Source organism: Megasphaera paucivorans, from assembly GCF_900103535.1.
Classification (GTDB): Bacteria; Bacillota; Negativicutes; order Veillonellales; family Megasphaeraceae; genus Megasphaera_A; species Megasphaera_A paucivorans.
The window spans coordinates 1-13,695 of sequence record NZ_FNHQ01000006.1; the positions used below are offsets into that span (position 1 = coordinate 1).

At 36.9% G+C, this 13,695-nt stretch carries 12 protein-coding genes and 1 pseudogene; 1 reads left to right on the forward strand and 12 read right to left on the reverse strand.

Annotated features, from left to right (window positions below):
• From BLR11_RS03715 to BLR11_RS03770, 12 genes and pseudogenes are all read right to left on the reverse strand, one after another.
• A pseudogene (locus BLR11_RS03715) lies at positions 1 to 209 on the reverse strand (IS5/IS1182 family transposase); the annotation flags it as partial.
• Between the two features lie 150 nt (positions 210 to 359).
• A complete protein-coding gene (locus tag BLR11_RS03720) occupies positions 360 to 1,568 on the reverse strand; it encodes an MFS transporter (protein ID WP_091648321.1) in 1,209 nt (402 codons plus the stop codon).
• Positions 1,569 to 1,582: 14 nt separating this feature from the next.
• Positions 1,583 to 2,722, reverse strand: coding sequence for a metallo-dependent hydrolase (locus tag BLR11_RS03725; protein WP_176762863.1), 1,140 nt, complete (start codon positions 2,720 to 2,722; stop codon positions 1,583 to 1,585).
• 594 nt (positions 2,723 to 3,316) lie between these two features.
• On the reverse strand, positions 3,317 to 4,630 hold the full coding sequence (locus BLR11_RS03730; RefSeq protein WP_091648324.1) for a nickel pincer cofactor-dependent isomerase, group 22: 1,314 nt from the start codon (positions 4,628 to 4,630) through the stop codon (positions 3,317 to 3,319).
• A 40-nt stretch (positions 4,631 to 4,670) separates the two neighbouring features.
• Positions 4,671 to 5,366: a FadR/GntR family transcriptional regulator gene (locus BLR11_RS03735; protein WP_091648508.1), complete on the reverse strand. Its 696-nt coding sequence runs from the start codon at positions 5,364 to 5,366 to the stop codon at positions 4,671 to 4,673.
• A gap of 41 nt (positions 5,367 to 5,407) precedes the next feature.
• Complete coding sequence (locus BLR11_RS03740) at positions 5,408 to 5,770, reverse strand: DUF1667 domain-containing protein (RefSeq protein ID WP_091648326.1); 363 nt, start codon at positions 5,768 to 5,770, stop codon at positions 5,408 to 5,410.
• A gap of 67 nt (positions 5,771 to 5,837) precedes the next feature.
• On the reverse strand, positions 5,838 to 7,010 hold the full coding sequence (locus BLR11_RS03745) for an NAD(P)/FAD-dependent oxidoreductase (protein WP_245675073.1): 1,173 nt from the start codon (positions 7,008 to 7,010) through the stop codon (positions 5,838 to 5,840).
• A 2-nt stretch (positions 7,011 to 7,012) separates the two neighbouring features.
• Positions 7,013 to 8,455, reverse strand: a complete 1,443-nt coding sequence (locus BLR11_RS03750; RefSeq protein ID WP_091648327.1) for an NAD(P)/FAD-dependent oxidoreductase — start codon at positions 8,453 to 8,455, stop codon at positions 7,013 to 7,015.
• Positions 8,456 to 8,691: 236 nt separating this feature from the next.
• On the reverse strand, positions 8,692 to 10,011 hold the full coding sequence (locus BLR11_RS03755; RefSeq protein WP_218118716.1) for an MATE family efflux transporter: 1,320 nt from the start codon (positions 10,009 to 10,011) through the stop codon (positions 8,692 to 8,694).
• 90 nt (positions 10,012 to 10,101) lie between these two features.
• Entirely contained in the window at positions 10,102 to 10,704 is a 603-nt protein-coding gene (locus BLR11_RS03760; protein WP_091648331.1) for a hypothetical protein, read from the reverse strand.
• Positions 10,705 to 10,898: 194 nt separating this feature from the next.
• Entirely contained in the window at positions 10,899 to 11,522 is a 624-nt protein-coding gene (locus tag BLR11_RS03765) for a flavodoxin family protein (RefSeq protein WP_245675074.1), read from the reverse strand.
• A gap of 97 nt (positions 11,523 to 11,619) precedes the next feature.
• Complete coding sequence (locus tag BLR11_RS03770; protein WP_091648334.1) at positions 11,620 to 12,603, reverse strand: YeiH family protein; 984 nt, start codon at positions 12,601 to 12,603, stop codon at positions 11,620 to 11,622.
• Positions 12,604 to 12,754: 151 nt separating this feature from the next.
• Between BLR11_RS03770 and BLR11_RS03775 the strand changes: the two genes are divergently transcribed.
• Complete coding sequence (locus BLR11_RS03775) at positions 12,755 to 13,648, forward strand: LysR family transcriptional regulator (RefSeq protein ID WP_091648336.1); 894 nt, start codon at positions 12,755 to 12,757, stop codon at positions 13,646 to 13,648.
• The last annotated feature ends 47 nt before the right edge of the window (positions 13,649 to 13,695 follow it).

Below are 13,695 nucleotides of genomic sequence, written 5' to 3' on the forward strand. Positions count from 1 at the left end.
ATTTGAATGAGCAACGCGCCTAATGCCATTCGGGCAGGTTTTGCTACCTGGCCTTTGAATCCTTTGAACAGTTTTTTGTATTTCTTTTCTACCAGATCCCACGGGATTAATTCTGCTTTCTTGATCCAACGGTTGTTCGGATCCATTTGTAATCCCAAGGGTTGATTAAAATCTTCGAAGGAAAGTTGTTTAGAAGGAGTTTTATACATTTTACGTCACCTGTGTGCAAGAGTTTTGAGCTGTTTTCCACCATACTCATGCACTTATTATACTACGAAACGCTGATGAATACTGCAGTGATGCATACTATTGGTTTGTGCAGTTTACATTAAATATTCCTCCTAAAAAATATATTATAATTAAATAACTTCCGCTTTCCTGTTTTTGATTTTCCCATATGTAATAAGTGAAACACCTCCTAAAATAACCAATATCCCTAAAACGACAAAACCGGCAATATATGTACCAGTAACAGCCTGCATATAACCCACTAAAAAACCTGCAATCGTCCCGCCACCGCCGGCTCCAAGACCATTAACAATACCCGATGCCGGTCCAACAGCATGTGGTTCAACCGTCTTTTGAATAATCGACCAAATATTAGGAGTAAAACTACTGGCATAATATCCCATAGCTATGGTAATCAAAGCCATTTTAAATACAGGAGCTTCAATCAATGGCAAAGTCACTAATAAAAGTCCCGGAATAATTAAACCTAATGCGGCTATTAAAGAGCGTTTTCCTGTTTTATCACTAATATATGAGATAGGTACTGCCAAAACAACGGCCATCAAATAGGGACAAGCACTTGCAATTCCTTGTGCCATGCCATCATATCCAAGCGATTTAACTACCATAGGAATCCATAAGGTAATTCCCCAAAACAGCATTCCCTGTGTTATATAGGTAAAAATAACAAGAAAAAATGATTTTCCGCCAAAAGATGCAAGTGTTAACTTAGCCTTATTTCCATCTTCAATAGGTTCTTCTTTATACGGTGCATCTTTATTTTTTCCTAACATTTTTATATACAGGGGTACGATAAACAATAGTCCCACACCACCTGTAATATAAAACAAAATTTTCCAACCGAAAGCATCATAAATAGGAGTTAATATAATAAAGCCTAATGCCAATGCCATAAATTGACCGTAGTATTGAATAATACTATTGGCTCTTGTCAATTCATTCGGAGAAAACCATGAACGAGCAAATCGAGATTGCTGCGGCCAATATACTCCTTCTGTTATTCCTAAGATAAACCGAAATGCCAATAAAATTGCAATAGATTGGATAAAACCGGTAAGAAATGTTGCCAATGACCAAATAAGTACCATAAGGATAACTATTGTTTTAGGTTCTCTTCCCCGTGTTAAGATTCCACCAAAAATATTAGCAAAAAAATACCCAATTAAAAACATAGTAAGAACCAACGATTTAACAGCTCCATCAATTCCCAAATCCGCGGATAGTGATGGCAAAGCAACAGATAAATTTGTTCGATCAATATATGCTACAAAAAGTCCCAGACATAATGTACCTGCAATTCGCAGCCATTTATTCTGCATTGTAACGACTCCCTTCAATATAATGTAGATGATAGATTTTTGTAAACAATCGTTCCTTCACGGATTGTAAGTTGCGGCACTAGCAATTGTTTACCTTCCACACATGCTTCTTTTGCATCGAAAAAAGAAAACTTTCCAGAAGTATTTTTTAAAACAGCGACATCTGCGCAAGCCCCAGGTTGCAATGTTCCTATTTCTCCCTCCATTTCCATACATTTTGCCGGGACGGCCGTCACCGCCGCAATAACCGCTTGCAAATCCATTCCTAATGCTAAATATTTAGACATAATCCAAGGCAATGCAATCGCCGGATGTTTATATAATGTCATCATCGTAATATCTGAACTAATAATATCCGGATAAAAACCATCTATCATCGCCTTTTTCGCTATAGCAAAATCAAAATTATTCTTGCCATTGCAAGCGTCAAATATAACTCCTCTTTTTTTCGCTTTCCATACTTCAGGAAAAACATGGCCCTTTTCATCTAAAATAGTATTTCCCGTCCCATGGTATACATGAGTAAAGATATCTCCCGGTCTAAAATATTTCACTAATTCATCCGTCGGACACGGTGGATCAATGACATGAACATTAATTCTGCAACCTATTTGTTCCGCTAACAAAACTGCCTTTTGTATAGGTTCTAATCCTGTATTATTGATATTATTTTTTGTTTGTTTCAATTTAATTCCCAAAATATTGTCTTTATATTTTTCTGCTAAATATTTTATTTTGTTTTCATCGCAATAACGAACATCATAAGTATCCGGTTTATTCATACTGATTTGTCCATCAGAAGATAATGCAATAAAAGACTTCACTCGAACTGTTGAATGCATAATTGTATCAGTATAAAAAGATTCATAATTAGCAGACCCGGAGCTTCCCCCATCAACGACAGTAGTTACTCCATTAGGAAGCATGGCTACATCAGGAGAGACACCCGCATCAGTTCCTTTTTGAAATACATGGGCATGATAATCAATTAATCCAGGAACAACCAGACAGTTCGTTGCATCAATCACTACGTCAGGCGTACCGATATCGGTGTTTTCAATGATCTGCCCATTTTTTATGCAAACATCGCAAATTGTATCAATCCCTCTATACGCATCCATCACTCTGCCATTTTTAATCAATATATCATCCATTTTTATTCCTCCTTGGCAACACATCTTTATTTCTTTTCATCGTACGTATAATAATTCACATTCCAATTTCAAAACATGCACACTGGTTAATTATTTTTAATTCATTATTTTGTGTTGTATCGTTTTCATTTATTTATTTTTCATTTCATTATTTGAAAATTTTTCTTCTTTATATAAAATTATACTGCAATTTATTATTTTTTCAATCATTAAATGATATTGTTTCATTGCATAATATGCAATGAAACAATAATTTATGACAAATAAAATGCAAATATTGCATTTTATTTGTTTTACATGCTAGAATATTTTGTTCATATTTGGCACAATGTATAATTATATATTTTAAAATCCATATAAAAAAATATAAATTTTTCCTATTTATTGCAAGCATACTGACGAATGATATTAATTTTACTTCAATTTAACAGTATCTTTGTTTTATAAAAAAAAAGCGAAACATCTAAACATTTTAGATGTTTCGCTTAAAACAAAAATATAGGATTCATTTATTCCCACTATATTCCACAAATATTCATTTTCTTCAACTATACTTGTTGACTACACTAATCAATAGATGCCGCGATGTATCAACTAGCAGTGTTCCAACAAAGGATGCAAATTGCCGTTTATATCAAACCCCATATCTTCGATCTCTCCTTCAACAGTGAGTCCATCATACATACCATTCTTTACATCTTCGTAATACGCCTCTGAAAGCATTATATGTTCTATATGAAGGCTGTTGGGAATTCGAATAATATGCAAATGCTCTTTATTTACTTCATTCAAAGTACGAATACAGGCTTGAACAGCCTCTTTATCGGTTGCCATAATCAGCGGAATCGTTGCCGATTTTAAAACTGTACTAGTCATGCAATTAGGATACATTTTCTGAATATCCATTTTATCAAAAATACGTTTTGTAATAACACTGGCTAACCCTACACCTAAGGCATTTCCATGAGAAGAATCTGTCAAGTCCAAAAAGCACGTACGCTGCACTTTAACTCCACCCATCGCATATTCCGTAGAGAAAGTTCCTGTAATATTAGGATCTACCCCAGTACCGCTATAGTTCTTGCCTATTTTATCAACAATAAGTACATCGCCTTTTTCTACAATAATTTTAGGCATATTAGAGGCCGCATATTTCAAAAGTTCCGGCTCTCTTTCTAAAATTTTATCTCGATGAATCGCTTCGATTTTACATGTCTCATCATATGCATTTTCTATGCACGGAATCGCTAAAAGAATCGGAGCGTTTTTTAAAATCACCTCCGCATTAGCTGGTATATTATCAGCAATTTTTCCCATACCGTCACTATGTACACTTTCTGCACCTTTTTGCTTCCCTAGTCCAACTACCATCATTTTACAGGGACCACTTTCATAGGATCCACGAAATGCATTATGCATTTTCAGCCGGCAAGAAACAATAACACCATCAGCTTCAAATGCAAGCTTATCCATATATACCGGCTTCCCATACTTTGAATATCCTAAAAATACCGTATCCATACAAGAACAAATAGGACACCCCATCGTTGCTTCAGTAATATTATAGCTAGCCAGTATTTCTAGCTGTCCTTCTGCTGTTGCCCCGCCGTGGCTCCCCATTGCCGGGATAATAAAAGGGATTGCTTGTTTACGTTTTATAAAATCAACAATTGCTTTCGTAATACTATCTACATTAGCAATACCGCGGCTTCCTGCTGTAACAGCAATACGCATATCCGGCTTAATCAACTCCGCAATACCTTCTTTAGATAGTTCTTCAAAAACAATGCGTGGGATATCCTTCGTTTGAATAACCGGTCGTGGGAATGATTGTTTTGCCCGAAACATTTTAGGAATGGGTACTTGTGCCAATAGTTGTGACACAATCCCACCTCTTTTAATTTCCATTATACTATTCCTCCTCAAATAAGAAGATATTCAAAAATCATTATGTTTTATCGAATATATTTTTTCGTATTTTATTTCTATTATATGCTAAATGAAGCATCATAGCATCTTGCGCATCATAACTGCGATGATCACGAATAGCTTCATATATTTCTCTATGATGAGACAGTGTCATTGCGACTACTTTATGCCCCTCAATACTGGTAAACGCTTTGATAGCCGTATTAATAACCGGAACAAGCCGAGGTACCACCAGGTTATTACTGCATGTCGCTATTTGTGTATGAAACTCGATGTCCTTATCCGTCGGATCTTGTCCTGCGGCTAATGCATCTTCCATTTCTTGACAAGTTCTGCCAAGACAGTGAATCTCTCTTAAAGAAGCATTTTGCGCAGCCAGAGATGCAATAGGCGGTTCTAAGATAAAACGTACTTCAATCAAATCCAGTAACACTTTATCTTTGTTTTCAACAAACATAAAGCCCAACGGATCATCAGCTATACCCATTTTTTTTGAAACAAACGTCCCGGCACCTTGTTTAATAACGAGAATATTGCGAGATACAAGTGATCGCACAGCTTCACGAATGGTATTACGTCCAACGCCTAAATACCGAGATAATTCATACTCATTTGGCAATTTTTGCCCAGCTGCGTATGCCTTGTCAGCAATCATCATCGATATTTTATGAGCTGTTTTTTCTACTAGTGATTTTTTTGCAAACTCTCTCATCATTTTCACCCGTCTATTCTCTCTTACATCATTTTTTTACTATATTATACCTTTTCTACCGTTTTTGTAGCAACTACATTGCTTTTTAAGCCTAAAATATTTGCAATAATGATTTGACCAGATATAACAGGCGCTGTAACTTTTATGTCTCTAATGAATTTCATAACTTCAAAAATTTTTTCTTTGGGAATCGGCGTATCTAATTTAACACTAACTAACGGCACTATTCCCTGTTGTACAAAAACTGAAGTTGTAATAGTACGCATAGGATGTACCATTTCATTTTTAGCATATTCTATTCCCTTGGAGCAAGACGCCCCATTAACAGTACCAATTGCGTTGCCTTCAAACATAACCTCAATGTCACAGCTATTAGGACAGATGATGCAAGTAAAGTTTTTTTTCATAATTCCACCGCTTTCACTTTTATTTCATTAGTTGAATTCAGATTCGCTGCCGGAAGATGAATCTGAATCATCTTTGCCGGAAGAGCATTTTTAATTTTTTTGTTATTATTACTTTTCCGTCTTGCAAAACATATATTGCACATTTTTTTGCAGGCTTTTTGACGCGAAAAGAACATACTACATCAATTTCCCCACTGATATACTGCGGTAACACATATCCAACAGAGTCATCCGGAATTATGGATATGTGACTAGGCGGAAACCCTTCTTGGTATAAATAAGATGCAACACTATCAGCCATATGCTCTGCTTCCATAGAGACAAAATCAACTAAATCATGCACTTGCAAAACATTTCCTGCCGCAAAAATTCCAGGAACATTCGTTTGATAATGTTCATCTACAAGCGCCCCTTTAGTATGTTTATCCAGATTAACCCCACAAGTCAAAGATAATTCATTTTCAGGAATGAGTCCCACAGATAAGATCATCGTATCACACTTATATTCCTTTTCTGTCCCGGCGATAGCATTCATTTGTTCATCCACTTGCGCCACCGTTACGCTTTCAAGTCTTCCTCTCCCTTTAATATTAGTCACCGTATGGCTTACATAAAGAGGGATATTATAATCATTCAGACATTGTTCAATATTTCGCGGTAATCCGCTTGGATACGGCATAACTTCAAAAACAGCCTTGACTTTTACCCCTTCTAAAGTCAACCGTCTTGCCATAATCATTCCAATATCACCTGAACCCAGAATAACTGCTTCTTTTCCAATCATCATATTGTGAAGATTAATAAAAGATTGAGCAACACCAGCAGTATAAATCCCTGCCGGACGAGATCCCGGAATGCCAATGGCTCCACGAGTTCTTTCACGGCACCCCATGGTTAAAACAATTGCTTTGGCACGATATTGAAGCAATCCATTGCGAGAAACTGCCGTAACTATTTTATCCGGAGTAATTTCAATAACTGTAGCTTCGGTTATATATAAAATATTAAATTTTTGAATATCATCAATAAAACGCTGTGCATATTCCGGCCCAGTTAATGTTTCTTTAAAACGTTTTAATCCAAAACCATCATGAATACATTGTCGTAAAATACCGCCAAGATATTTTTCTCTTTCTAATATAACGATATTATGGATTCCTCTTTTTTTTAGTTCTACGGCTGCTGCCAATCCCGCCGGGCCACCACCAATAATAATTACATCTTTATCCATTGTATTCATCTTTATCGCACCTTTCCCGTGAACATATGGCTTTTTTTTCTTCCATACATAATTTCTGTTTCTTTTTTATGCAATTCTTCTTGCATAAGTTCCGCTATTCTCATTTGACAGTACCCGCCTTGACACCTTCCCATCATCGCTCTTACTCGATTTTTTATAGCAGTCATTGTGTTGACCCCTAATGGATTGTGTATAGCTTGCAGAATTTCAGCCTTTGTCACTGTTTCACAACGACAAATAATTTCTCCATAATCAGGATTCATTTCAATAAGTTGTTGTTGTACTTCCCTGCTCTGATTAGCAAAACATATAATTTCTTCTCGACAAGGGTTAAAATTTTTCCGGTCATACAAAGTTTCCACTTCTTTAATACATTTGATTACTCTCCGTGCGATTGGAAGTGCACATGTAAGTCCCGGGGATTCAATCCCTACTAAATTAACTACATGAGGAACCGTATCACGTCGTTCAATAACAAAATCCAACACGTCCTTCGTTTCAGGATCAATCAATTTAGGCCGTATTCCTGAAAAATTACGAATACAATATTCACGTTTCATATTTTTAAACATTTTTCTTCCATCAGAAAACAGTTTATCCATAGATGATTTGGTATTTTCATAATTATCCAAACAGTCTATCTGTACAGAATCGGGACCAATCAAAACATTTCCATCCACCGTCGGTGTAGCATGTGTTGCAAATCCGCCTGTTGGTCCAGGTGCTGGATATATAAGCATATTTAGTGTTCTTCCCGCATTTTTATCTAAAACATAATATTCTCCTTTAAAAAATCCCAATTTATACCCTGGAATTCCTAACATTGTTGAAATTTTACTCGAATGAAGACCTGCACAATTAACAACCCACCTTGTACTAAAATTTCCTTTTGTGGTTTTTAAAATATAATAGTTATCATTTCGGCTTTGTCCAACTACTTCCGTATCAAAATAAAAAGTAACACCATTTTGCTTTGCATTTTCCGCTAACGCTACATTATAAATAAAAGGACTTAAAATTCCTGACGTAGGTGAATACATAGCAAATTCTCCACCTGCATCAGGCGCCATATCCTTAAGTTCTTTTTTATCAATGAGTCTTAATCCCGGCACGCCATTTCGACGTCCTATATCTTGGTATTTCAATAAACTTTGCTTATCTTCATCGGTAAATCCAACAACAACCTTTCCTAATCGTTTAAAAGGAATTTTTAATTCTTCTGCAATTTTATCAAATTCTGCATTCCCTTCTACACAACATTGTGCTTTTAATGATCCTGGTTTATACGTAAATCCAGTATGTAATACCCCTGTGTTTCGACCTGTTGTTTCTACACAGACATCCAATTCTTTCTCCAACACACCAATTTTTAAATTATAACGCGAAAGTTCTCTAGCTACTGCACTTCCTATTATTCCAGCTCCAATAATTAATACATCATACATTGTATTCACGCCTCCGTAAGTCATCCCATGTATTTTATTTCTATATGTGATATATTAATTCAATTATTAAAATATGTCAAATATTATATTGCTTTTTCATCATTTTAATGCAAAAAGTACGTGTTATTTAGATGCCATTTATAAAATACATAGGATGTATATGCTGCGTAATACAAAAAAGTAGTTTGTCATATGATTATATGACAAACTACTTTTTTACTCTAACACCCTATATATTACGCACTTTGTTCAGGAATCATCCGTAATTTTTCTCGTTTAACATCTTGCCGCAAACAAATTCCTGTTACTATAGCTGATGCTAAATCCGACAGAGGGCTTGCCAGCCATATCCCTAAAAGGCCCAAATAATTTGACAATATATAAATCAAAGGAATAAATACAATAAGCTGACGCAACATACTAAAAATAATAGAATAGACAGGTTTTCCTGTCGCTTGAAAATAATTGGCTGAAACAATTTGGAATCCTACAATAGGCGACATAAATAGAAAAATACGCATTCCCGGGACACCCATAGAAGCAAGCAGCGCCGAATTATTAAACACACGAATAATGTTTTGAGGAAAAAATTCAGCGAAAAAAAATCCCATGACGCCTACAAGTACCGCTGCCGTGATCGCCATCTTCAGAGTTTGCAGTACTCGTTTATACTTACGGGCTCCGTAATTGTAGCCGATAATAGGTTGTGCTCCTTGACTAATTCCCACAATAGGCATCAGAAGAAGCATCTGCACCCGATTGATAACTCCATACGCGGCAACACCGGTAGTACCGCCAAATAGTTGAATACGAACATTTAAAACAATCATAACCGCGCTCGCCACAACCTGCATTAAAAAAGGCGCTATGCCAATACGAAAAATATCTTTTACAATTTCCTTGCGAAGAATCAAACAATGCCAGCGAAATCGCAATATGCCGGGTCCATATGTAAAATAATATACAACCCATACCGCCGCGGTTGCTTGTGCTAAGATAGTTGCCAAAGCCGCACCTTTTACCCCCCAGCAAATAACAAACACAAATAAATAATTCAGTATAATATTAACAACAGCCGCAATAAGCTGTGTTTTAAGGGCTGTATGAGGATCCCCTTGTGCTCGGATAATATTATTGAGCCCAAATCCAATATGCATGAATACACTACCCAGAAGAATAATAGAAATAAAATCTTTCGCATAGGGTAAAACGTCAGGTGTAACACCTAAAAAATCAACTAAAATAAAATCCAAAAAATATAAAAACACTCCTGTCGTAAAAACTAATAAAACGGCGATAAGTGTCAGCGCATTTCCCAATATCATTTCCGCTTCATCACGTTTTTGTTCTCCAAGACGTAAGGACACCATCGTTCCTGCACCCACACCGACAAGCATCCCCACCGCCATGAGAAACGTCATTACCGGAAAAGCAATAGTGACCGCCGTTAAAGCAATTTCACCAACTCCCTGTCCCACAAAAATACTATCCACTACATTGTATAAGGCCGTTACTACCATACCTGCAATAGCCGGTATCGAAAATCTCCATAACAAAGGGGCAATTCTTTCCTCCCCCAAAAAAGCAGCACTTTCCATATATATCCCTATATCCTTCTATCTAAAATGATATAAATCACACCGTAATTATTTTCGTAATTCCCGCAGCGCTGCCTGCACACGAGCAGTATTAATGGCTTTCGCTTCAGGATCGGCTACACTGACTTTTAAAATACGTTCAGCTTCTCTCTTAATATGTTTATATAAATTTTTGGGGAAATCCGGACATTCTGTAAGAATCCCTCTGGGAAATACCGCTTCTCCTTCCATCATATACTGCGCCGGGCACAATAAAGATTTACGGGGATGATACATATCCAAATAGAGATAATCAATAAATTTTCCCGTCGCATTAATAATTTCAAACTTATCAATCGTTCCGTTAATATGATCGATTTTATGAAAAAAAATTTTTGCTCCTGTTGTTTTCATACGCAATTTAGATAAATATGTCAATTCTCCCATAGGGCCATTGCAAGGAATAGGATTTGCTGCACAATGTCCAAAATCACCGCTGGCCCCCGGAAGCATATCGCACTCCGTTCCGGCAAGAACTTTTTCTTTTAAATTTCTTGAAAGGCATTCATTTTGCAATTTTTCCGAATTAAATAACATATATGCATCATCATAAATCTGTTCCGCTCTTGTTTTTGTCATATCTGCACCAAAAAATTTTTCCATAAATCCCATAACAAATCCTCCCATACATACGCCATCATTCTATGACGGTCTATACACTCTATATAATATTATAAGGCTTATAATTTTTTCTGTCGAGATACTCCCTACAAGGCTCCCTATATTAAAAACATTAAAAAGATGCCTGGTCATGATAGTAAAATCTGACCAGGCATCTTTTTGATGTATCCCTATGAGATCAATACTCAGCGAATAAAATTCGTCGGCTGCCGCTCTTCATAATACGGTTCATCAATTCCTGCATTGCGCCCTGTCTCTATACACTTCAAGAGCCATGCCATGTTTTCCCCAAGGGTACGCATAGTCTGCAATCCTTCCAAATCTTTTCGAGCTTCTTCTGCTGTGTTTCCATGAATTTGATTCCAATATTGCGAGGGTACAATAGGCATATTATTCATACCAAAATATTTATTGAGCTGGTCATATGCGGCACTCGCCCCGCCACGGCGACATGAAACGACAGCTGCCGCCGGTTTTTTAGCAAACCGGTGAGATGCTGAAAACATAAGCCTATCCATCAAGGCCGTGATTTGTCCGCTGGCCCCGGCGTAATATACGGGGGATCCAACCACAAGACCGTCTATTCCATCAGCCTTCTCCGCAATTGTATTAACAGCATCATCAAATACACATTTTCCCAGTGAAAAACATTTTCGGCAAGCAATACAGCCTTGAACGGGCTGTACTCCAATCCAAAATATTTCCGTCTCAACACCGCGTTTATGTAGCGTTTTTTCTACTTCCCGCAAAGCGGTATACGTACATCCTGCTCGATGCGGACTGCCATTGATAAGCAAAACCTTCATCATAATCCCTCCCAGCAAATACTATATTCGTCGTTATATTTTCATTATACTATTTCACGTCAAGGGTACATGATGCGTTGATAAACGTACATTCTTTTTATCACATAATCCCCCAAAAATGCTGCATAATCAAGGACATCACGGCAACACAGAACCAAGTTGTCAATCCTAATACAATAGGCCGTATTCCATTTTTTACCAAACTCTTTAAATTTGTATTGAGACCGATGGCAACCATCGCTACGATAATAAAAAATTTTCCTGCATTGCCTAATACATGCGACCATGCCATCGGAAGTATTCCTGTTGTGTTTATAATAGAAGCGGCAACAAACCATAAAATAAACCATGGGAAAATTTTTTTGATTTCAAATTGACCATTTTGATTTTTCTTGCGATGTGCCATAAAAACTGCCATAATAACACACACAGGGACAATCATCAAAGCCCGGGTAAGCTTAACAATCGTGGCATAGTTTCCTGCATCCGCACTATAAGAGTATCCTGCCGCAACAACACTGGAGGTATCGTTGATTGCTGTACCGGCCCACATACCGAATCCCATATCGCTCATTCCCATTACATGCCCTAAAAAAGGGAATAAAAATACAGCAATAATATTAAATAAAAAAATAGTGGAAATCGAAAAAATAATATCCTTATCTTTGGCTCCGATAACCGGTGCCACTGCCGCAATGGCCGAACCGCCGCATATACCCGTCCCTGCCCCAATAAGAATCGTCGTACCAAAATCCAAATGTAATAGCTTTCCCATTCCGTAAGCAACAGCAAAAGAAGTCAATAACGTAAAAATCATAACAGAAAACGATGTACCGCCAATTGCAATTACATTGAAAAGATTCATTTCAAATCCTAATAGAATAATTGAGTACTGAAGAATCTTTTTTCCCGTAAAACGAATCCCCGGTTCAAATGATACGGGGCGTGTAATACCTGCCAATATAATTCCTAATAAAATACCGAATACCGGTCCCCCTATAATAGGAAAATATATTCCTAAAAAATAAGCAGGCAACGCTAACACTGCTGATAACAAAATACCTTTCACATTTTCCTTTTGCAATAAAGCCACCTCATTTAAACATATTTTCAGGTTAATTTCTGCCTGACTATTTTTTCATCAGTTCGTAGTGTACCACTTGTATTTCTATATGTAAAATAGTATTATTTAATTAATTTAATAGGTATATACCTATACAAAAGGAGGCATTCGTATGACGCTGCGTCATTTACATATTTTTATCTGTGTTTGTGAAGAATCAAACATGACAAAAGCAGCCACCAGGCTTCACATGTCTCAACCTTCTATCAGTCAGGCTATACGGGAATTAGAAGAACATTACAGTGTGCATTTATTTGAACGTCTGGGACACCGCCTTATCATAACTTCTGCTGGAGACTGTCTTCGCTCGTATGCCTCCGCCATGGTTCGTCTTGATATGCAAATCGAATCTGCCATGAAAGATTTCGGCAAAAAAAGTATGCCTCGTGTGGGAGCTAGTATTACAATCGGGGAATCTTTTCTTGTTGAACTGTTGCAATATACAAAAGAAAGACATCCTGAATTTTCTATTTTTTCTGAAATCCACAACACAACAGAGCTGGAATCCATGTTATTTGCCGATACAATAGATTTAGCATTGGTAGAGGGCTCTATTCAGTCAGATTATATTACAGTCATTCCTTTTATGGTGGATGACCTGAGTTTTATCTGTTCGTGCGAAAATCCGCTCGCCAAAACAACCCCTATTTCCGTACATGATTTACAACAACAAAAATTTTTTATCCGGGAAGCAGGCAGCGGAACGCGTGATCTTTTTGAACGTGTCATGAACGCAAACCACATTACTTATGAAATTGCCGGTGTATATAACAATGCCGAAAGTCTAAAAAAAGCAGTCGCTGCCAATTTAGGCATCAGTGTTATTTCCCGACGCGCTGTTTGGGAAGAAGTAAAACAAAAAAAATTATCGCTGTTTTCCATAGATGGCTTAACTTTTCAGCGAACTTTTCGCATTGCTTACCACAAAGATAAATATGTAACCCCTCAGTTGCAAAAAATCATTACTGCCTGTCATGATTTAGGCCAAATTGACGACTTCTATTGACAGATACTAACTTGTACTTTATAATTTATCCAGTAAATAATAACTAT